Below are 20,168 nucleotides of genomic sequence, written 5' to 3' on the forward strand. Positions count from 1 at the left end.
TTCATTTTTGAACATAAGGACAAAATGTGAAACTTTTTTTGTCAAAAGTATGTACAAAATAACGATGCCTGTGTATAATCGGCTGTGTAAACAAATTTAACACTGCAAAGGGGAGGAAATAAAACATTTTGTGGAACGATGTCATTTCACAAAGAAAAGGTCAAGTTTTTGTAAATTAATCAAATCTTCAACGCATCGGCTCAAGCTCCTCATGCCGTCCGAAAGAGGACGGTGTTCCGACAAATTTAGTTGAACGTCACTCATCAGAATAAAACTCCAAGCGCGTAATGCATTACACTCCGTCTATTGAACATACTGCCATCAACGATCCATTCATGCTTAGTACCCTATGGTTGATTTATCCGCTTCATTCGCCGGCGCCATTGCTGCGAAACGGCCACGACCGATCTGACGAAGAACACGGTAGATAAAAAGAAATGCGCATTCGTTGCAGAAGGTTTGTGAAAGCGGTTACTTCATAAAGACAAAATTCGGGAGGTCGTCTAAAACAATGAAAAAGCAAACTTCGATTGGAATTGCAACCGTTATCTTGGGAATGTTAGCGCTTACTGCATGCGGGGGGAATCCCGACGGAGCGAAGTCTGCATCAGGTTCGGCGGAAGGGTCGGCCTCGGGCAAGGAAATTAAAATCGGAATGATGTTCGCATTAAGCGGCAACGAGGCCAAAATGGGCCAGGACATGAAGCAGGCTGCGGAATTGGCGGCTGAAGAGATCAACGCCGCCGGCGGCATTAACGGCAGCAAAATCAAGCTTGTCGCCCAGGACGACGCTTGCGATCCGCAGACCGCTACGGCTGCCGCCAACAAGCTCGTATCCGAAGGCGTCACCGCCGTCGTCGGCGGCTATTGCTCCGGCGCGGCGATCCCGGCTACCGGCGTGTTCCATCAAAACGGCATCCCGACGGTCATTACGGCAGCCAACTCGCAAAAAATCGCCGATCAGAAATTTCCGGAAATCTTCATGATCAACGGCACCGGGGTGCACCAGGCGCAGATGGCGACGGAGTATATGGTCAACAAAAACCAAGCGAAAAAAATTGCGATCATTCATGACAACTCCGCGTTCGCCAAAGACTTGGGGGAAGTGACGAAGAAGCAGGTAGAGAGCGCGGGCGGGAAAGTGGTCGTATTCGACGCCGTGAACCCGGACGAAACGGATTTCTCTTCGCTGGTGTCCAAGCTGAAGCAAGCGCAGCCGGACGCGACGTACTGGACGGCGTACTATAAGGGCGGAGGCCTGTTTATTAAGCAGTTCAAGCAGCAGGGCGTTTCCGGCATCATCGGAGTGGGCGACGGCGCAAACGACAAGATGCTGATCGACATTGCCGGTAAAGAGGCGGCCGAAGGCACGTTCATCACCAACAGCCCGACGGCGGAATTTCTGCCGGAGGCGAAGAAATTTATCGATGATTATAAAGCCAAGTTCTCCCAGGAGCCGGGCCCGTATTCCGCTCTGCAATACGACGGAATTAAGCTGATGGCCGACGCCATCAAGCGCGCAGGCTCTACGGACAAAAAGGCGATTACCGAAGCCTTGGCCAAAACCGATTTAAAAACGCTCACCGGGCAAGTTTCCTTTACCCCGCAGGGCACGCTGACGAAGTCCAACTTTGTCGTTCTGCAGGTCAAAGAAGGCACTTTTGCTCCTTCGAAGTAAGCTTGAGCCTTGAAACTCGAACGCGCGGCATGTGAAGATCGTGCCGCGTATCTTTTCAAAAAGGAGCGGTCCGATGGAATTTCATCTTACCACCGACATTTTTGTGCAGCAGCTGATTAACGCTTTGATCGTAGGTTCCTTTTATGCTTTAATCGCGCTCGGTTATTCGATGGTCTACGGCATTATCAAACTGCTTAATTTTGCGCATGGCGATTTATTCATGGTCGGCGCTTTCGTCGGCTACACGGTATTGGCCAAGCTGACCGGTACGGGGGAAAGCTTGCTGGGGATGGGATTGGCTTTTGTGATCGCGATGATCGTTACCGGATTTTTAGGGATGGGAATCGAACGGATCGCCTACAGGCCGCTGCTGAAGGCTCCCCGTTTATCGATATTGATTACCGCGGTGGGCATGTCGCTCGTGCTGGAGAATGCGATTATGGCGGGATACGGCGCCAAGCCGTATATTATGCCCGTAACGCTGCCGACAGACGGGTTTTCGCTGCTCGGCGCCAAAATTACGTATGCCCAGATCGGAATCATCGTATTCTCGGCCATCTTAATGATCGCTTTGCAATGGTTCGTGCATCGGACAATTTATGGAAAAGCGATGCGGGCGATTGCGATCGATCAGACGGCCAGCAGTCTGGTCGGCATCAACGTGACGAAAGTGATTTCGTTGACTTTCTTCGTCGGTTCTTTCCTGGCCGCGGCCGCCGGCATGATGAATGCGAGCTATTACGGCAGCCTTACGTTTACGATGGGCTTTATTTTCGGAATGAAGGCCTTCACGGCCGCCGTCATCGGCGGAATCGGCAACATTCGCGGCGCGATGCTCGGCGGCTTGATGCTGGGCGTGCTGGAGACGATCGGCACGTACCAATTCGGCGGCGAATGGAAGGATGTCTTTGCGTTCTTCATTCTCATCGTCCTGCTGGTGGTCAAACCGACGGGCCTTTTGGGCCAAAAAGTAACGGAGAGGATGTAAGGTATGGAAAATGCGACGAAGCAAACCGTTGTTTTAAACCGCCCCAAAATCAATGCCAAATCTTCGGCGCTCGCGGCGCTGATGGTGCTGGCCGCGTTTTTCCCTTTCTTCGCCGGGCCTTACTGGCTGGACGTCGGCTTTCTCGCCGTGTTCTATATCGTTCTGGGGCTCGGACTGAATGTCGTTGTCGGCTACGCGGGGCTGCTCGACCTCGGGTATTCCGCGTTTTTCGCGGTTGGCGCCTATACAACGGGCATTTTCATGACGCAGTTCCAAATGAATTTTTTCCTTGCTCTGGCGCTTAGCGGAATATTCGCGGCCGTGGCAGGCTTCATTATCGGAGCGCCGACCCTGCGGCTGCGCAGCGACTACTTGGCGATCGTCACGCTGGGCTTCGGCGAAATTGTCAAAATATCGGCCAAAAATCTGGAGTTTACCGGCGGAGCCTCCGGGATTTACGGCATCATGAGTCCGTTTCCCGCCCCGTCGACCTTCATGGGAATCACGATCAATAACCTGACGTACTGCTATTGGGCGATTCTGGTTTTGGCGGTCATCACGATTATCGCTTCCAAACGGCTCGGGCAGTCGAGAATCGGGCGTTCCTGGGCGTACATCCGGGAGGATGAGGACGCGGCGGAAGCGATGGGCATCAACCGGGTGCGCAGCAAGCTGGCCGCTTATTCGGTAGGAGCCTTGTTCGGAGGCTTGGCCGGATCCATCTTTGCAGTCAAAATGACGGCGATTGCGCCCGAGAGCTTCAACTTCATGCAGTCGGTCATGATTTTGCTGGCCGTGATCTTGGGCGGTCTTGGCCGGATTTCCGGCGTCGTGATCGGCGCGATCATCGTCATCGTTCTTCCCGAGTCGCTCCGGGATTTGAATAAGCTCATTCATTTGGATGTGGATATCGACCGCTACCGTTTCCTTATCTTTGGGGTCGCGCTGGTGATCCTGATGATTTTTCGCCCTCAAGGACTCGTTCCCGAGAGCCGGGGTAAAGAATAAGCAATCCGAGGTGAGAGATATGGCGAACATGCGAATTTCCAATCTGCATCTTCAATTCGGCGGATTGACGGCTGTCAACAACCTGAGCTTTGACATTCCGGACCATGCCGTGATGAGCGTTATCGGACCGAACGGGGCAGGGAAAACGTCTTTGTTCAACATGATTACGGGCTTTTACCGGCCGACGCGCGGCGAAATTTTGTTCGACGGCGTAAATATCGTCGGGAAGAAGCCGAGCCAGATTACGGCGATGGGCATGGCCCGTACCTTCCAGAACTTGCGCGTATTTCCGAACCTGACCGTGCTGGAGAACGTGATGGCCGGCATGCACTCCAGAACGAAGCAAGGGCTCGTCGGAGCGCTGCTGCGCACGCCCGGTCACCGCAAGGAAGAAGCCTGGATTCGGCAGGTGGCTGAGGACTGCATCCGTTTTGTCGGGATTGAAGCGTACACCGACAGGCTTGCCAAGAACCTGCCTTACGGCGCTCAGCGCTACTTGGAAATTGCGCGCGCCTTGGCGATTCAGCCGAAAATCCTGTTCCTGGACGAGCCGGCAGCGGGCTTCAATTTCAGCGAAAAGCAGGATTTGATCGGTTTGATCGGACGAATCCGCGAAGCTTACCGCATTCCCGTCGTCTTGATCGAGCACGACATGGGACTGATCAACAAAGTCTCCGATCACATCATGGTGCTGAATTACGGGCAAAAGCTGGCGGAAGGCACGCCGCAGGACGTGCTGAACGATCCCCGGGTGATCGAAGCGTATCTGGGCAAAGAAGAGGAGGATGAGGCGGTATGAGCACCATTCTCGATGTGAAGGGGATGGAAACGTTTTACGGGAAAATCCAGGCGGTCCGCGGTGTCGATTTTACGGTGAAGCAAGGGGAAATTGTTGCGCTGCTCGGGGCCAACGGCGCCGGCAAAAGCACGATTCTGAAAACGATATCCGGCCTGATTCGTCCGGCTCAAGGCAGCATCGCGTTTATGGGCGAAGACCTGACGAAAAAAGAGCCTCATACGATCGTGGAAATGGGCGTCGTGCACGTGCCGGAGGGACGGAGGGTGTTCGGAGGCCTCACGGTGACGGAAAACCTGGAGCTCGGATCTTTCATCAAGAAAAAGGACAAGGCGAAGCTGGCGCAAAATCTGGACATGGTCTTTCAAATGTTCCCCCGGCTGGCCGAGCGCCGCAAGCAAATGGCGGGAACGTTAAGCGGCGGGGAGCAGCAGATGCTGGCCATCGGCCGGGCGCTCATGTCGGAGCCTAAGCTGCTGATGCTGGACGAGCCTTCGATGGGGCTTGCCCCGATCGTCGTCATCGACATTATGAAGATTATCAAACAGATCAACCAACAGAGGGGCACGACGATTTTGCTGGTCGAGCAGAACGCGAAGGCGGCGCTTAAATTGGCGCACCGCGGCTACGTGCTGGAGACGGGCTCCATTACGATGGAAGACAGCGCCGCCAACCTGCTTGCGGATGACAACGTGGTCAAGGCTTACCTCGGAGTTCATTGATGGCTCGTCCTTTAGAGGAGCCGTTGTCTCAACCGGCCGTGACCACGAAACGCGGCAGTCTGCCCGTGTCGCCGTATGCCTTGCTGTTTATCGGGGTCTTCTCCGTGGCGTTATCTTCCATCTTTATTAAGTGGTCGTCGGCTCCGGCCTCGATCATGGGCATGTACAGACTGCTGTTCACGATTGTGCTGCTGCTTCCGTTCAGGCCGTGGAAGCAAACGGGAGCCGGCCGGTTTTCCTGGAGCTTTAAGGGCAGCCTGCTGCTGGTGCTGTCCGGCTTGTTTCTTGGTCTGCACTTTCTGTTCTGGATGGAGTCGTTAAAGCATACTTCCGTTGCCAGCTCCATGATCTTGTTGACGCTGCAGCCTGTTTTTATTATGATCGGCTCCTTTTTCTTGTTTAAAGAGCGGACTTCCGTGCAAGGCGTGGCCAGCTTGATCGTTGCCCTGGTCGGATCGGTATTGATCGGCTGGGGAGATATCGGCTTCTCGGAGCAGGCTCTTTACGGCGATATGCTGTCGATTGCCGGAGCGCTCAGCTACTCGCTCTATTTGATGGCAGGGCAAAAGCTGATGAAAGAAATTCCGTCCATGCTGTACAGCCTGTTTGTTTTTATCATTGCCGCATTGCTGCTGTTTGTGTTTAATATGTTCAATCATTATACACTTACGGATTATTCCTTGACGGACTGGGGCATTTTTGTTTTGCTCGCGTTGATTCCAACCGTGATGGGGCAGATGCTGTTCAATTGGCTTTTAGCCTACGTAAACGCGACGACGGTGTCCATGGCGGTCATCGGAGAACCGGTGTTGGCGATCATTCTGGCCTATCTGTTATTGAACGAACAGCCTACCTGGCTTCAGGCGTCCGGCGGGCTTTTAACCATGCTCGGCGTAGGAATTTACTTTCGAATCAAGCCCAAGAGTGTTCAAAAATAGACACAATAATTAAAAATAAACAAAATTATTGGTTAATGTGTGTACAATTTCGTCATTTGATTGTATAGTGTAAATACAGATAACGCTTTCATACGACAACAATGCATGGTTCAAGAAGGAGGATTCGGTAGTCCATGGAAGTGCTCATGCGGAATATGTTTCAAGCGATCGGAAAGAGCCGTTCCGCGAATCAATTGGCTAAAAGGTACGGCTTGCGCTTCGGCGCGTCCCGCTTCGTCGCAGGCGAAACGATCAAGCAGTCGATTGAGGTGGTTCGCAAGCTGAATCAATCCGGCCGGGTCGTCACGTTGGACCATTTGGGCGAATTTATTTCCACCGAGGCCGAGGCCATGGAATCGACCGAAATGTGTCTGCGAACCTTGGACGCGATCGCGGAATCCGGCGTTCAGTCCAACCTTTCCCTGAAGATGACTTCACTCGGGCTGGATATCGACAAAGAGCTGTGCATGAGCAACATGCGCAGAATTTTGGACAGAGCCCGGGAATACGGTAATTTCGTGCGCATCGATATGGAGGATTACGCCCACTGTCAGGTGTCGCTCGATATTTACCGCGAGCTTCGTCAGACCTACGACAATGTCGGGATCGTCATTCAGGCATACTTGTACCGCACGGAGCAGGATATGAAGGATCTGAACGAGCTGCGGGCCAATCTGCGCCTGGTGAAGGGAGCCTACAAGGAGTCTCCGAAGGTGGCCTTCCCGGAAAAGAAAGATGTCGACGAGAACTACAAGAAGATCATCAAGATGCACCTGCTGAACGGAAACTATACCGCGGTTGCGAGCCATGACGAGAACATGATCGCGTTTACCAAGCAGCTTGTCCAAGAGCACGGCATCCCGAACGACCGCTTCGAGTTCCAGATGCTCTACGGCATTTGCGAGGAGCTGCAAAACCGGCTGGTCGCCGAAGGCTACAAGGTGCGCGTCTACGTTCCGTACGGGATCGATTGGTTCGGTTACTTCATGCGGCGGTTGGCCGAGCGTCCGGCGAATGTATGGTTTGTGCTGAAAAATATGTTTAAATAATCCATTCCTAATTATTGAGAGGGGACTAATCCATGAACATGTTGACGAAAGTAAGCCCGTTTGTAAATGAGCCCTTTACGGATTTCAGCAAGGAAGAGAACAAGAAGGCGATGGAGGCCGCAATCGCCAAGGTCAAGGCCGAGCTTGGCCGGGATTATCCGCTGCATATCGGCAGCAAAAAAGTAATGACCGAAGCGCGCATCGTATCGATTAACCCGGGGGACAAGGATCAAGTGATCGGCCGCGTCAGCAAAGCCGACCAGGCATTGGCCGAAGAGGCGATGCAGGTTGCTTTGCAGGCGTTCGAATCGTGGAAACGGGTTCCGGCTGCGGAGCGCGCGGACTATTTGTTTAAAGCGGCGGAGCTGATGCGTCAGCGCAAACACGAGTTTTCCGCGCTGATGATTCTGGAATCCGGCAAAAACTATGCGGAAGCCGATGCGGATACGGCCGAAGCGATCGACTTCATCGAGTTTTACGCCCGGGAAATGCTGCGCTTGAGCCGCATTAACGAAACCCAGCCTTTGACGAAAATCGCGGGAGAGACGAACAACCTGACGTACATTCCGCTTGGCGTCGGCGTTGTGATCCCTCCGTGGAACTTCCCGCTGGCGATCTGTGTAGGCATGACGACGGCCGCGGTCGTATCCGGCAACACCGTTCTGCTCAAGCCTGCGTCCACGACGCCGGTCATCGCTCATAAATTCGTCGCGTTGATGGAAGAAGTCGGACTGCCTGCCGGGGTCATCAACTATATCCCGGGCAGCGGCGCGGAAGTCGGCGATTACTTGACGACGCATCCGAAAACGCGCTTCGTCAGCTTCACCGGCTCCAAGGAAATCGGGCTGCGCATTAACCGCTTGGCGGCGGAGACGGCTCCGGGTCAAATCTGGATCAAGCGCGTCGTTGCGGAGATGGGCGGAAAAGACGGGATTGTCGTCGACGAAACGGCCGATCTTCAAGCGGCGGCCCAAGCAATTGTCGCTTCGGCCTTCGGCTTCCAAGGCCAGAAATGCTCCGCCGGCTCGCGCGCGTTTATCGTCGAGTCCGTGTACGACGAAGTGGTCGAGAAGGTCGTCGAATTGACGAAAGCCCTGCAGGTCGGGCTGCCGGAAACGAATGCGCCGGTAGGACCGGTCATCGATCAAGGCTCCTACGATAAAATTTTGAACTACATCGAGATCGGCAAGACGGAAGGCAAGCTGCTTGCCGGAGGCGGCAAGGCGGAAGGCAACGGCTACTATATCGAGCCGACGGTATTTGCCGACGTGGACGGCAAAGCGCGGATCATGCAAGAGGAGATTTTCGGGCCGGTGCTCGCCATCGGCAAAGCGAAGGACTGGAAAGAAGCGATTGCGCTGTATAACGATACCGAATTCGGCTTGACGGGCGCTTTCTTCTCCTCGGACGAAGAGCGGATCGAGGAAGCGCTGGAAACGATGCACTGCGGCAATCTGTACATCAACCGCAAATGTACCGGCGCCCTGGTCGGCGTGCATCCGTTCGGCGGGTTCAACATGTCCGGCACGGACTCCAAAGCGGGCGGCTACGATTATTTGCTGCTGTTTACGCAAGCCAAATTGACTTCCCGGAAAAACTAATCGCCTGCCGACGATCGTAAAGCGTGCAAGTTGTGAGGCAAATGAAGCCCGGTACCGATTTAAGGTGCCGGGCATTTTTTTACTAATTGACGCGGCCATCGCTCGTAAACTGGCGGGACAAAGCAATCAGGCCGCCGTTATGCCGGCAGCCTGATATCGCTAAACGCTATTTTTTTCCTCTGACATGGAGCCGGCCCTTGACGCGTTTTTGTGTTGACGCATTCCCCAGAGGGTAAACAAAATTCCGACCACCGTCACCAGAGCGGCGGCGTACGGTACGGCGCGAAGCCCTCCGCCAAGCTGCATGTCGATCACGATACCCCCGAGATAAGCGCCGAGGGCATTGCCGAGGTTAAAGGCTGCGATGTTCAGCGTAGAAGCCAGAGTAGGCGCTTCCTTGGCCGTGTTCAGCATATGAAGCTGCAGCCCCGGCACGGTTCCGAATGCGGCTATGCCTAAAACAAATACGGTAACCAACGTCAGGATCTTGTACTGATCCGTCAGCCCCAACAGGGCGAGAACGGCCGCGAGCAGGACGAGAATCCCGACGAGCGAGGGCAGCAGATTCCGGTCCGCCAGCTTTCCCCCATAAATATTGCCTATGGTTATCCCGAGGCCGAATAAGACAAGAATGTAAGATACCGAGCCCGGCGAGAACCCGGTGATGTCCACCAAAATGGGCGTAATGTAAGTGAAGGCCGTAAACACGCCTCCGAACCCAAACACCGTCATGAGCAGCGCAACATGAACCGCGGGCCGGCGCAGCACGCCAAGCTCTTGCCCCAAGCTCGACGAGGCGGCTTTCACCTTGGGCACCAGCACAATGACGCCAAGCAGTGCCACGAAACCGATCGCGGTAATGGCCCAGAACGTCGAGCGCCATCCCGAGGCTTGACCCAGGAACGTCCCGAGCGGGACACCGAGGATATTCGCCAAGGTGAGCCCGGTGAACATGATGGCGATAGCGCCGGCGCGCTTTTCCTTAGGCACCAGCTCGGCTGCAACGACGGAGCCGACACCGAAAAAGGAGCCGTGCGTCAACGCAGCCACAATGCGGGCGACCATCAACACCGCATAATTCGGCGCAAGCGCGGCGAGCGCGTTCCCGGCGATGAAGATTGCCATAAGCAGGAGCAGGAGCGCTTTGCGCTGCATTTTGTGCGTAGCTATCGTAATGAACGGAGCGCCCAGGGCGACTCCGAGGGCGTAGCCGGTAATGAGCAGGCCGGCCGACGGAATCGAGACTTGAAGGTCCGCCGCCACCTCCGGCAGCAGCCCCATGATGACGAATTCCGTCATACCGATGGCAAAGGCGCCTGCCGTTAATGCGTACAAAGCGATGGTCGAGCCTTTGCCCGATGCGGCCGTCGATGGATCGGCTATACTATGCGATTTCAAGAAAAAGTCCCTCCTTACAAGTAAGGAAGGCGATTTGCCCGCATCCGCCTTCCTTCCGTTTGAAATCGATAGTCTACATTTTAAATCCGGATCGGACATAAAACAAATTATGAAATTTCACTTCATCCATAATTTTATTTATAGATCGCTTTCACGGATAAGCGTCATCAGCTCCTGAATTTCGGGCAGATGCTTATGCTTCATTTTATAAGCGAAAAACAGCTCGTTTTTTACGGTCAAGTCCCCGTAGATTACTTTGGTTCGCTCGCTCATCGATTTTTCCAGCAGGTAGGTAGGCATTAAGCTTAAGCCCTCGCCGATTTCGACAGCCTTTAAAATGATATGTAGATTAGGAATGACATGGGTCGGTTTAATCAGCGGACGTTTTTTAAAATGCTCTCTCCAAAACCTTCGTATGATCGGCAGCTCCAAGCCGTAGCTGATCCACTTTTGGGCGGCAAGCCACTGTTCTCTTCGCTTCAGACTATCCGTTTCAAGTACTTCGAGCCGGGCAGGGGCTACAACGACAAACTGTTCGTCGTACAGCTTCGCATACTCAATTCCCGGAGTCACATACTTTTTGGACGTAATGATGATATCCGTTTTATCTTCCTTCAGCAGCTCCAGCAATTGATCGGCGGTCCCGAAATTGGAGATGGTGCACGTTTTGAGCTGAGGTAACCGGGGAATGATTTTCTCCAGATAAAACTCATGCGCCGACCCGATTCGGACCGTTCGAAGACTGGGCAGAGAGGCGGATTTAAACCCCATCGTCGTTTCCTCCAGCGATTCGATCAGAGGCGCCAGCTGCGAATATAGCTGTTTTCCTCTTTCCGTCGGGATGATTTTTCTTGACGTTCTTACAAATAAAGCTTCCCCCACCTCCGCTTCCAGGGAAGCCAAATGCTGGCTCATGGCCGGCTGCGTCATAATCCGGGCTTTCGCGGCTTCCGACACCGAATTATGCTTGTAAATCGCAACAAAGCTTCGATACCATTCAAAATCGACCATAAGTTTTGCTCCACCTTGCTTTCGTTCTGAATTTCCATACTATCATTTTAACCAATAGTACGGAAAGGCGCGCTAGAAAAATATCAAACATTGAATGACAAAATGTGTAAGCCGAAAGTCGTTGGAAATCTATTCGAAAATTGCCATCACCGATGCCCAGCAAGAGTATAACGAGGTCATCAATAAAGAATATATGGTTCATTCCATGATGGAAACGGCTCGTATACTGAAAGTACAAGCTCTATAGTAGATTCTTGGTTATGTTAAAGAGCTTAATAGCGTTTTCTCTATCAAAAGATTCATGTTCAAGGCAGATTTCATTTCCTTCCATGTTAGCACTAATGGATTTAATCGGAGGCTTTTCTAACAGTTTGACAATTGGCTTAATTCCTTCTTGAACGGGTTTTGCGCTCTTCTTAATCTGCACAATTTGATTTTTCATTACTTCATCATACTCACCCGAGAAACTGGTAGAAACACCACCTGGATTGAATAGTATATATTTAATCTTATTAACCTTGTCGTTTTCGGCAAATCCGATTCCAAGCAAATCATTTAACCTACTGCTTTGCATCATCGCCTCAAGTCCGCTATAGTTCCTAGTCAGTTGCAAGTCGTTCCAATAGATTTTGCCAACTTCGATGCCTGGAGCACAAACATTGATGACGCTTGGTTTATCAGCGTTTTCCATTAGATTTTTTAGTCCGTAGCTTAAGATAAACCGACTCAAATAATACAATGCAAAAGTCTTTTCAAACCCTTCTATGGTTTCACCGCGCTCTGAACGATAGTGCTGTGCACACAGAATTAGTGCATCTACCGTTGGAAACCTAGATTCAATCTCTGCAACTATTCTTTTATTTTCCATGACTAGACTCAAGTCGGCTTGAAAAAAAAATGCTCTTTCGATTGCTCCTATCTTATTTGCATCCTCCAAGAAATGCTGACCTTTTTGATGATTACGACCAATAACAACTACAGTATTTCCTTTCTTCAAAAAATCCATAGCCAGTCCTTTTCCAATTCCATCTGTTCCACCTGTTATCACTATGATTTTCATTTATACCCCTCACTTCAATTGATTAGTGATGATAATATTTTTAATCAGATATTTTCGGACTGATCGTCCTTTGGTTTATTGTAGGAGTCAACCTGGTTTCGAAGGAAAAATAGCGCTTCTTGAAGGTCTCGTATCTGGTTTAAAAGCCTTTTTTCGTGCCTTTCTATTAATTTTAATATCTCTTTGTAGTTAAAGTGATCTTGCCGATTCAACTTAATGAATTTTTGAATATCAGAAATGGGTATTTGGGATGTACGAAGGTTTTGAATACATTGGATCCATTCAAGATCAGTCTCTGAATAGCGACGGTGTCCATTTGTGTCCCGTTTAATGGGATGAATCAACCCCATTTTCTCGTAGTACCGTAATGCATGAACACTTAAACTAGTTTTCTTAGCTACTTGTTGAATTGTGAATTCTTTCGACAACCGGTTCTCCTCCCTGCTGCAAAAAAGTATACAACCTAGAGTTCACTCTAGGTCAATACAAAATTCATTTTTAAAATTAAAGCTAAAGATATACTGGATATCTTTATTGTACAGTTCATCGTTGAGTTGCTGGCCCTGGTCTCATGGATCATTCGCCAATATATCTGATGTAAAACTAAAAGCAGAAAGAGTCTACGCTAACCAAACAGCGTGGGCTTTCTTATTTTCTTTCAGATACCTTAGCGTTACAGAAACCGGTCGTTTTGCATCGTTCAGTCCTTAGCGTACGTTTTTGCAAAATGCTGGCGTTAGCTTCCGGATCGGATGTACTTTTCTGGCCGTCCACGACGCCTCGTGAACGGACCATCGCCCAGTCATCAAAGAAGCTGCGTTAGATTCTTTACGGCAGGCAACCAGAACGAACGGCTGCTTTTTCTACGGGAAGGATAACAAAGTATTTACAAACGACGTACATAAAACTATAATTTGATCAACTGATCAAAAAAATGTACACTCGAACAAATTTGACTCTCGTAAAAGTAATGAAAATAGTACATTTGGTTTCTAGAAGGAGGATTTGTTTTGTCCAGAGTTCGTCGATTTGCTCCTGTGCTTGGTTTACTTTTGCTTGCTCCATGGGTAGGGGAATTCTTACTGGGAACAAGCCCAATACAAAACTTGGCAGCCGCTCTGGTGCTGCTTTTGCCAATGTACGGCGGAGGTGCATTGCTCATTCGGGAAGTGGCTCGCCGATCAGGCCGCGGTTGGCCGACAATGCTCTTTTTGGGTGCGGCATATGGTATGATTCAAGCTTGTCTCATTGACCAATCCCTGTTTAACCCCACATATTTAAATTTTGAATTGAATAGAATTGTTGCCCCCATTCCCTTCATCGGCATCAGCGCCTATGACTTATTATCTTTTGTCGGAGGCCATGCAATATGGAGCATATGTGTGCCTATCGCAATTGTCGAGATGTTAACTCCTTCAAGAAGAGAAACACCGTGGCTAGGAAATAAGGGTCTGTTCAGTATCAGTATTTTAGTTTTGGTTGGTTGCGCAATTATATTTTCTTTTACCTACATGGAGGAGAGGTTTATTGCCTCGTTGTTACAGCTTACGGGCGGCGCCATTGGTGCATTCGTCTTTATCTCGATCGGTTTTATTCTTAAGAAAAACAACAGAACAGCTAATGAGTCGGAAGCTTTAATAAAGCCAATTCACCTGGGAATTGCGTCGTTTGCAGCTTCCAGCCTATTTTTTTCCAGGCCTGAAAGTTGGGGCGGTGTAATATGGGGTGTTTGCATTCTGTTACTTTCGTGGATACTTATAAGCCGATGGTCACGTCATCGGGATTGGAGCATTCAACACCACTTTGCAATCATTGCGGGTACTTTGCTTACCTATGTATGGGGCGGCTTTACCATGACGTTGCTTTTATGGCCGGATAACACTTGGGCTTGGATCGGTAATGTGATCTTTGCTCTGATGGCAATTGCACTACTGGCGGTAACGGCAAAAAGAATACACAATCCAGTCGGCTAGGTTCGAAGATGTTTCTTAAAAAATGGGGGGAACGGAACTCTTGTTCAAATCACAACAGAGCAACAAGCATATCACGGTTATTGGATTAACGCTGTTTGAGCGCATTTTTGTACTGATTACTCCACCTGTTGTAGGACTTATCGCGGGGTATTTCTTACCGTCAATCGCTGATTGGGCTGCGGGATTGCCTTGGTTTCCCTTTCAGGGGCCCTTGAAATTGGTTGCTTCCATTCAAGGGATGTGGCTTACGATTGTAACGACTATTTTAGGTTTGATTGCAGGGATGTGGCTTTCTGCTGAGGCGATTAAAAACAGCCTTTTCATCACCGTTTCTGATGATGAAGTAAAGTTGAAAATTAAGGATTCGACTCAACGCTATTCCAGATCAGATATCGCTTCGATGTTTATTGACGGAAAAAAGCTTATCCTGCTTGGAAATACCGGTCAAGAGTTAGCGAGCGAGCTTTATGAATCGACTCCCGCCAAAATAGCGGATACATTCGTCAAGCACGGTTATCCATGGTCGTTCAATGGGGACCCATATGAGGCAGAATATCGGCTTTGGGTGGATCATACGCCAGATTTATCGCCAGCCTTAAACGCTCTACTGAGGGTCCGTGAGCAAGCATTGCAAAACAAAGACGTGGAATCCGCTAAAGAAATGCAATGTGAAGCTAGCAAACTTGGCATAATGGTACGAGACAGAGGGAAGTTTCAATACTGGAGAAACCTAGACAAGGTCAATGAGGTGGGTCACGATGAGAAATAAAAAAACGGAGGACAAAAAATCTTTCATTTCCGAGGCCAGGCGCGCGCAAATCTTTGATGCGGTCATTATGACGCTGGATGAGATCGGGTATATCCACGCCAGCTTGGCCCAAATAGCAAAAAAAGCTGGAATTAGCACCGCGTTAATATCATACCATTTTCGGGACAAAAACGATTTGATGGACTATACGCTGAAGAAGCTTCTCACCGATATGTCTACCTATGTTTTGGAACGTACGCAAGCATCATCGACTCCTGGCGATAAGCTCCGCGCCTACATCGAAGCAAGTATTGCTTATCATGTAAATAAGCCAAAATACAATATTGCTCTGATTGAGATTGTATTCCATGCGCGGACGGTTGATAACATACCCTACTATAAGCTGGACGACGATGAAGAGAATCCTTTGGAGAGCGAATTGCAACAGATTCTACTTGCTGGACAGGAGAAAAAGGATTTTGGCGACTTCAATGTTGTGGTGATGGCAAGCGCAATTCGTGGCTCAATTGACGAATATATATTCAATAAGAAGCTGATTGGCACTATCGATCCGCAAACCTACAGTACTGAGCTCGTGAATCTGTTCAACCGTGCGGTTTTGAGATAAACACAGATCAGCCCGATTAAAGTCAAGCAGTTTGGGACATCCAGTTCGCTTCGTATGTTCCCTTTTCCTTTTGGCTTTTAAGAAGGCCCCGGGTTCGACAGTCTGCGGCCAAAAGTAGGCACCCTTTTGGGTGCTGTGGATAACTGAAATCCTTTCGTGGTACGGCTAGAGGAGCGTGAATGCTTGACTCTCACGTATACTGGAGACTTATACTTATCCTTGAGAGGAGGAGTAAGTCTCATGTACAGCATTGGACAACTATCCAAGAAGACGAATATATCCATTCGAACATTGAGATTTTATGACGAGATTGGGCTGTTGAAGCCTGCAAAGGTAGCTGATTCGGGCTATCGGTACTATTCGAATGAGGAAATTAGTGTGCTTCGGCATATTACGGCGCTGAAGGAGCTAGGCTTTACTCTCGCCTCCATCAAGGAATTGTTGTTTACAGAGAAAGACTCGCAGGAGCACCGATGGAGAGCTTATCTGGATTTTGAGCTTGCGACAATCGCAGAAAAAAAGAAGCGTCTAAACGAGATGGAAATGTTGCTCCAGACTGCGCGGCATGCGTTTGAAATGAAGGGGCAGGTTGAATCTGAGGATATCTTTCTGTTCATTAAGGCATTGCGGTCTTCACCCGATACAAGGGAAAGGTTCCTGGCCAAGCACTTCACAGAGCAGGAAATCGATATAATTAAGAGCTTGCCGGAATTGAGCACGAACGATCCCAGGAGCATGGAATGGGCGAAGTTGATACGGAAGATCAAGGAGCATATGCACGAACCACCGTCCTCCGACAATTCGCAGCATCTCGCTGCGCAAATTTTAAGCCTTTCGATGGAATGGTTTCAGCAAGATGAGGAGCTCATTGGCAAGTATTGGTCGATGATTCGTCCCGAAAATGGCAAAGAAGCAAAGGTGTACGGAATGGATGCCGATGTCATGGATTACATCGATCGAATTGTCGATTGGTATTTGCAGCACGCACGGGAGGAAGACGACGATGGCAGAAAAAACGGATAAGCGAATAAGCGAGGCGAGAGCATGGACTTATGTGCTCTTAGGAGGGCTATTGGAAATTGTATGGGCAAGCGGGTTCAAATACGAGGCCATCCCTAGCATTGTCGTTCTTATCTCTTTGATATTAAGTTTCGATTTGATCATAAAGGCCACTAAGGTGCTGCCGGTTGGTACGGCATACGCTGTTTTTGCAGGGATGGGGACTTTGGGAACTACGGTTATGGAAATCGTGCTGTCTGGCGGCGTTAGCGTTTTGAGGATTGCACTTATACTAATGTTGTTAGCATGTATCATCGGTTTGAAATTGTCGAGTACAGGCGGTGAATCGTAATGGATTGGATGTTGCTTATTGCGGCGGGGCTATTGGAAGTTGTCGGAGTCATAGGGATTAAACGCGTTGCCCGAAATAACAATTGGACCAATAACATCATTCTTATTGCCGGATTCGTCCTTAGCTTCCAATTGCTTGTCCGAGCGATGGAAACGATACCGCTGGCGACAGCTTATGCTGTTTGGACAGGAATTGGAACCGTCGGGGCTGCCGTTGTCGGAATGATATTTTTCAAAGAGTCGAAGAGTTGGACTCGGATCGGCTGCATACTTGGAATAATTTTCTCTGTCGTTGGATTAAAGATGGTCAGCTAAAGAAATAGCCGGAGAACGTATGAGGAGCCATCCTTTGTCAATAACTTTCTTTAAACCATCTCGATCTTCTGCGATGAAAGTGAAACTTCATTGATCCCCTGGGAGTCCTTTCCTGGCACGATGTTAAATGACTCAGCGGGAATGTTGTAGGAGCAAAAATAGATGCTCGTTTTGCCTCTCTGGACCTTTGAAACAGGCTGTCCAAAATTGCAACTATTGCAGTTGACTATAGCATACATAAAATAGTATCGGGGAACCCGAAGACATCGCCGACGCGGTCGAGCTTCTGGTCAGCGACAAGTCGCAGTGGATCACCGGACGCTGCGCGTCAACGGCGGATTCATTTACTCCGGCTTCAGCGGCAGTCAAAAAAATTATCCGTACCGATCGTATTGCGTCCCTCAGCTGAATACGAATAGTAGTAACATGCTTCGTAAAGGAGAAGACCATGATTACTTATTTCGTTCAGCAGGGGGATTCCCTCTACTCGATTGCCCAAAGGTTCGGGGTCACGGTAGACGCGCTGATGGAAGCGAACAGATTGACCTCGACTATCATTTATGTGGGCCAGACGTTGACCATTCCGGTTTCCAGGCAAAGGACTTACACGGTGCAGGCCGGCGATTCGCTCTATTCGATTGCCCAAAGGTTCGGAACGACGTACCAAGCGATCATGATTTTGAACGGATTGACGTCCACGGCTTTGCAGATCGGCCAGAGGCTGCGGATTCCCGTTTACACGGAGGCCATCGTCAATGTGAACACGGCGAACATCCGCCAATATCCGGGAACGACATCGCCGCTCATCAACCAGATGGACCGGGGAGCCAGGCTGCCGGTGACGGGAATCGAAGGCGACTGGGTGCGCGTCCAGCTGTACGACGGACGGGTCGGCTGGGTGCTCCGGGACCTCGTCCGGGTCGTTCCTCACGGCGGGGAACGCCCGGTGCTGCAGGTGCTGGGCTTTTACACGGAAAGGGAAGGACCGACGCTCCCCAGCTCGTATCAAGTCTTTGTGGAGCATACCGCGCAGCTGTCCGCTGTAGGCATGTTTCATTTTCGCATCAACCGGGCCAATCCGACGGAAATCGAGAAGTTTCCGGCAACGTTCACCGACGCCTACATGCGGCAGGTCGTGGATCACGGCCACCGCCATAATGTGAAAATGCTTCCGACCGTACATAATCTGCTGTACGAAAGAGGGAACCAGGAGGCTAACAAGGAAGTTATCCGCGGTATGCTGGCCACGCCGGATACGCGCAGGGCGTTCATTTCCAGCGTGATCGCGCTGATCCAGCGTTACAACTTCGACGGGGTCAACATCGACTTCGAGGATGTGCGCTACGAGGACAGGGAGCGCCTCTCGGCCTTTTACCGGGAGCTTGGCAGCGCCTTGCGGAACCAAGGGTATTTTTATTCGGTCGATACGCCGTCGCGCACCTCGGACGAACCGACGAATCCGTTCTCGGCGCCGTTCAATTATGCCGTTATCGGCGAGGCCGTCGACGAGTTCGTGGTCATGCTGTATAACGAGCATGGTTGGCCGGGAAGCGGCCCGGGTCCCGTCGTGTCGATCGGCTGGATGGAGAGGGTGATCCGGTACGCGCTAACGAAAATGCCTGCCTCCAAAATTACGGCCGCCGTTTCGGTGTTCGGCTTCGACTTCAACTTAACGACGGGACGCAACACGTATGCGACCTATTCCATGGCGATGAATTTGGCGAGAAGATACAATAAAGATGTCATCTTCGACGAGAGAACGCAGACGCCGATGTTCGCCTATACGGATGAGTCCGGCAACAGACACGAGGTCTGGTTTGAAAATGCGGCCAGCATCCGGGCGAAAATGCAGCTTGCCCACCGTCTGGGCATCCGCGGCATCGCTCTATGGAGACTTGGCATGGAAGATCCCGGCATGTGGACGATGATGGAGAACGAATTCGTCATTCGCAAGAGCGCGACATAAACGCGTCTGAAGCATGCGAACAAAATTAACCCGCCTTCGGGTCCGGACGGACTGCGGCAAGGCGGGTTTTGCGTTCTTCGGAGATTCAGGGGTTGGCGCGGTGCTGACGAAGAAGCTCGACCAGCTGCGCGGGCTCATTCGTGATGATGCTGTTGACGCCGAGCTTCAGCATGCGGTTCATCGTTTTCTTATCGTTGACGGTCCAGACGAACACTTGCTTATGATGCTGTTCGGCAAGACGCATAAACGCTTCATCGACCAAAGGATACGCGGCGCTGAGTACTTCATAGTCGCGGTTTGTAAACAGCGCTTCGCGGTTAGCGGAGTTCTGCCCTACGATCAAGCCGGTTCGAATGTTGGCATTGAGCTGCTTTACTTTGCGCAGGAGCGCCGCATCGAACGAAGTTACCGTACAATCCGCCGTGAATTTGCGGCGCTCGATAATGCTGACGGTTTGCTCGGCCAGCCGTTTTTGATGACCGTTATTTTTCAGCTCGATGTTGAGCTTGATTTTGCCGTGGGCGATCTCGATGATTTCTTCCAGCGTCGGGACGCGTTCTTGGCGGAATTGCGGGTGAAACCAAGCGCCGGCGCTCGCTTGGCGGAGCTCGTCAAATGGAATTTTCCACATGGGCTTGTCGATGCCGGTCGTCCGTTTGGCGCTATCGTCGTGCATCAGCACGATCACCCCGTCGGCCGTTTCCTGAACGTCAAGCTCGGCATAGCCTGCGCCGTCCTTGATCGCTTGGCGAATCGAGCTGGCCGTGTTCTCGGGAGCGGCATGCGAGCTGCCGCGGTGCGCGGTAACGAGGCCGCTGTTATCGGCGCGCGTAGCAGACGGCGAGCCCGTGGCGGTAAAGTTGACGGCGAATACAACGGCAAGCACCAGCATGAATTTTTGCATAAAGCAGCCTCCTGATGAAATAAAGTGCATGGAGC

At 50.8% G+C, this 20,168-nt stretch carries 20 protein-coding genes; 15 read left to right on the forward strand and 5 right to left on the reverse strand.

Going from position 1 to position 20,168, the window contains the following annotated elements; all coding sequences use genetic code 11:
• Nucleotides 1-511: 511 nt before the first annotated feature.
• The 8 genes from PEH01S_RS04085 (at nucleotide 512) to pruA (ending at nucleotide 8,780) form a co-directional block, all read left to right on the forward strand.
• Nucleotides 512-1,678, forward strand: coding sequence for a branched-chain amino acid ABC transporter substrate-binding protein (locus PEH01S_RS04085; RefSeq protein WP_127484039.1), 1,167 nt, complete (start codon nucleotides 512-514; stop codon nucleotides 1,676-1,678).
• A 73-nt stretch (nucleotides 1,679-1,751) separates the two neighbouring features.
• On the forward strand, nucleotides 1,752-2,666 hold the full coding sequence (locus PEH01S_RS04090) for a branched-chain amino acid ABC transporter permease (RefSeq protein ID WP_127484040.1): 915 nt from the start codon (nucleotides 1,752-1,754) through the stop codon (nucleotides 2,664-2,666).
• 3 nt (nucleotides 2,667-2,669) lie between these two features.
• Entirely contained in the window at nucleotides 2,670-3,674 is a 1,005-nt protein-coding gene (locus tag PEH01S_RS04095) for a branched-chain amino acid ABC transporter permease (RefSeq protein WP_025848771.1), read from the forward strand.
• Between the two features lie 19 nt (nucleotides 3,675-3,693).
• A complete protein-coding gene (locus PEH01S_RS04100; RefSeq protein WP_025848770.1) occupies nucleotides 3,694-4,473 on the forward strand; it encodes an ABC transporter ATP-binding protein in 780 nt (259 codons plus the stop codon).
• Nucleotides 4,470-5,192, forward strand: coding sequence for an ABC transporter ATP-binding protein (locus tag PEH01S_RS04105; RefSeq protein ID WP_127484041.1), 723 nt, complete (start codon nucleotides 4,470-4,472; stop codon nucleotides 5,190-5,192). The genes PEH01S_RS04100 and PEH01S_RS04105 overlap by 4 nt, the downstream gene beginning before the upstream one ends.
• Complete coding sequence (locus PEH01S_RS04110; protein WP_051570343.1) at nucleotides 5,192-6,130, forward strand: DMT family transporter; 939 nt, start codon at nucleotides 5,192-5,194, stop codon at nucleotides 6,128-6,130. The genes PEH01S_RS04105 and PEH01S_RS04110 overlap by 1 nt, the downstream gene beginning before the upstream one ends.
• 134 nt (nucleotides 6,131-6,264) lie before the next feature.
• Nucleotides 6,265-7,179 carry a proline dehydrogenase family protein gene (locus PEH01S_RS04115; protein WP_025848764.1) on the forward strand — a complete coding sequence of 305 codons (915 nt, stop codon included), beginning with the start codon at nucleotides 6,265-6,267 and terminating at the stop codon, nucleotides 7,177-7,179.
• Between the two features lie 32 nt (nucleotides 7,180-7,211).
• The gene (gene pruA, locus PEH01S_RS04120) at nucleotides 7,212-8,780 is read left to right on the forward strand and encodes an L-glutamate gamma-semialdehyde dehydrogenase (protein WP_025848763.1); all 1,569 of its coding nucleotides are present in this window, start codon (nucleotides 7,212-7,214) and stop codon (nucleotides 8,778-8,780) included.
• A 159-nt stretch (nucleotides 8,781-8,939) separates the two neighbouring features.
• Here the strand turns inward: pruA and PEH01S_RS04125 are convergent, their stop codons facing one another.
• From PEH01S_RS04125 to PEH01S_RS36105, 4 genes are all read right to left on the reverse strand, one after another.
• Nucleotides 8,940-10,178: an MFS transporter gene (locus tag PEH01S_RS04125; RefSeq protein WP_025848762.1), complete on the reverse strand. Its 1,239-nt coding sequence runs from the start codon at nucleotides 10,176-10,178 to the stop codon at nucleotides 8,940-8,942.
• A 138-nt stretch (nucleotides 10,179-10,316) separates the two neighbouring features.
• Complete coding sequence (locus PEH01S_RS04130) at nucleotides 10,317-11,189, reverse strand: LysR family transcriptional regulator (protein WP_025848761.1); 873 nt, start codon at nucleotides 11,187-11,189, stop codon at nucleotides 10,317-10,319.
• A 241-nt stretch (nucleotides 11,190-11,430) separates the two neighbouring features.
• Entirely contained in the window at nucleotides 11,431-12,249 is an 819-nt protein-coding gene (locus PEH01S_RS04135) for an SDR family NAD(P)-dependent oxidoreductase (RefSeq protein WP_127484043.1), read from the reverse strand.
• Between the two features lie 44 nt (nucleotides 12,250-12,293).
• Nucleotides 12,294-12,677 (reverse strand): MerR family transcriptional regulator, encoded by a 384-nt coding sequence (locus PEH01S_RS36105; protein WP_025848756.1) that lies wholly within the window; start codon nucleotides 12,675-12,677, stop codon nucleotides 12,294-12,296.
• Between the two features lie 582 nt (nucleotides 12,678-13,259).
• Between PEH01S_RS36105 and PEH01S_RS04145 the strand changes: the two genes are divergently transcribed.
• From PEH01S_RS04145 to PEH01S_RS04180, 7 genes are all read left to right on the forward strand, one after another.
• The gene (locus PEH01S_RS04145; RefSeq protein ID WP_127484044.1) at nucleotides 13,260-14,222 is read left to right on the forward strand and encodes a hypothetical protein; all 963 of its coding nucleotides are present in this window, start codon (nucleotides 13,260-13,262) and stop codon (nucleotides 14,220-14,222) included.
• Between the two features lie 40 nt (nucleotides 14,223-14,262).
• Complete coding sequence (locus PEH01S_RS04150; protein WP_127484045.1) at nucleotides 14,263-14,991, forward strand: YqeB family protein; 729 nt, start codon at nucleotides 14,263-14,265, stop codon at nucleotides 14,989-14,991.
• On the forward strand, nucleotides 14,981-15,598 hold the full coding sequence (locus PEH01S_RS04155) for a TetR/AcrR family transcriptional regulator (RefSeq protein WP_127484046.1): 618 nt from the start codon (nucleotides 14,981-14,983) through the stop codon (nucleotides 15,596-15,598). The genes PEH01S_RS04150 and PEH01S_RS04155 overlap by 11 nt, the downstream gene beginning before the upstream one ends.
• Nucleotides 15,599-15,838: 240 nt before the next feature.
• Complete coding sequence (locus tag PEH01S_RS04160) at nucleotides 15,839-16,621, forward strand: MerR family transcriptional regulator (protein WP_127484047.1); 783 nt, start codon at nucleotides 15,839-15,841, stop codon at nucleotides 16,619-16,621.
• On the forward strand, nucleotides 16,602-16,949 hold the full coding sequence (locus PEH01S_RS04165) for a DMT family transporter (protein WP_127484048.1): 348 nt from the start codon (nucleotides 16,602-16,604) through the stop codon (nucleotides 16,947-16,949). The genes PEH01S_RS04160 and PEH01S_RS04165 overlap by 20 nt, the downstream gene beginning before the upstream one ends.
• Entirely contained in the window at nucleotides 16,949-17,263 is a 315-nt protein-coding gene (locus tag PEH01S_RS04170; RefSeq protein ID WP_025848749.1) for a DMT family transporter, read from the forward strand. The genes PEH01S_RS04165 and PEH01S_RS04170 overlap by 1 nt, the downstream gene beginning before the upstream one ends.
• 448 nt (nucleotides 17,264-17,711) lie before the next feature.
• Nucleotides 17,712-19,229, forward strand: coding sequence for a LysM peptidoglycan-binding domain-containing protein (locus PEH01S_RS04180; RefSeq protein WP_127484049.1), 1,518 nt, complete (start codon nucleotides 17,712-17,714; stop codon nucleotides 19,227-19,229).
• 85 nt (nucleotides 19,230-19,314) lie between these two features.
• On the opposite strand, the gene PEH01S_RS04185 is transcribed toward PEH01S_RS04180, so the two are convergent.
• Nucleotides 19,315-20,133, reverse strand: a complete 819-nt coding sequence (locus tag PEH01S_RS04185; RefSeq protein ID WP_127484050.1) for a glycerophosphodiester phosphodiesterase — start codon at nucleotides 20,131-20,133, stop codon at nucleotides 19,315-19,317.
• Nucleotides 20,134-20,168: the final 35 nt, after the last annotated feature.

The organism is Paenibacillus ehimensis NBRC 15659 (genome assembly GCF_004000785.1).
Taxonomy (GTDB): Bacteria; Bacillota; Bacilli; order Paenibacillales; family NBRC-103111; genus Paenibacillus_G; species Paenibacillus_G ehimensis.

Coding starts and splice junctions, on each gene's coding strand:
- PEH01S_RS04105 (WP_127484041.1), top strand. CDS start 4,470: ATGAGCACCATTCTCGATGTGAAGGGGATGGAAACGTTTTACGGGAAA.
- PEH01S_RS04085 (WP_127484039.1), top strand. CDS start 512: ATGAAAAAGCAAACTTCGATTGGAATTGCAACCGTTATCTTGGGAATG.
- PEH01S_RS04115 (WP_025848764.1), top strand. CDS start 6,265: ATGGAAGTGCTCATGCGGAATATGTTTCAAGCGATCGGAAAGAGCCGT.
- PEH01S_RS04180 (WP_127484049.1), top strand. CDS start 17,712: ATGATTACTTATTTCGTTCAGCAGGGGGATTCCCTCTACTCGATTGCC.
- PEH01S_RS04135 (WP_127484043.1), bottom strand. CDS start 12,249: ATGAAAATCATAGTGATAACAGGTGGAACAGATGGAATTGGAAAAGGA.
- PEH01S_RS04090 (WP_127484040.1), top strand. CDS start 1,752: ATGGAATTTCATCTTACCACCGACATTTTTGTGCAGCAGCTGATTAAC.
- PEH01S_RS04170 (WP_025848749.1), top strand. CDS start 16,949: ATGGATTGGATGTTGCTTATTGCGGCGGGGCTATTGGAAGTTGTCGGA.
- PEH01S_RS04155 (WP_127484046.1), top strand. CDS start 14,981: ATGAGAAATAAAAAAACGGAGGACAAAAAATCTTTCATTTCCGAGGCC.
- PEH01S_RS04130 (WP_025848761.1), bottom strand. CDS start 11,189: ATGGTCGATTTTGAATGGTATCGAAGCTTTGTTGCGATTTACAAGCAT.
- PEH01S_RS04095 (WP_025848771.1), top strand. CDS start 2,670: ATGGAAAATGCGACGAAGCAAACCGTTGTTTTAAACCGCCCCAAAATC.
- PEH01S_RS04160 (WP_127484047.1), top strand. CDS start 15,839: ATGTACAGCATTGGACAACTATCCAAGAAGACGAATATATCCATTCGA.
- PEH01S_RS04100 (WP_025848770.1), top strand. CDS start 3,694: ATGGCGAACATGCGAATTTCCAATCTGCATCTTCAATTCGGCGGATTG.
- PEH01S_RS04185 (WP_127484050.1), bottom strand. CDS start 20,133: ATGCAAAAATTCATGCTGGTGCTTGCCGTTGTATTCGCCGTCAACTTT.
- PEH01S_RS04110 (WP_051570343.1), top strand. CDS start 5,192: ATGGCTCGTCCTTTAGAGGAGCCGTTGTCTCAACCGGCCGTGACCACG.
- pruA (WP_025848763.1), top strand. CDS start 7,212: ATGAACATGTTGACGAAAGTAAGCCCGTTTGTAAATGAGCCCTTTACG.
- PEH01S_RS04165 (WP_127484048.1), top strand. CDS start 16,602: ATGGCAGAAAAAACGGATAAGCGAATAAGCGAGGCGAGAGCATGGACT.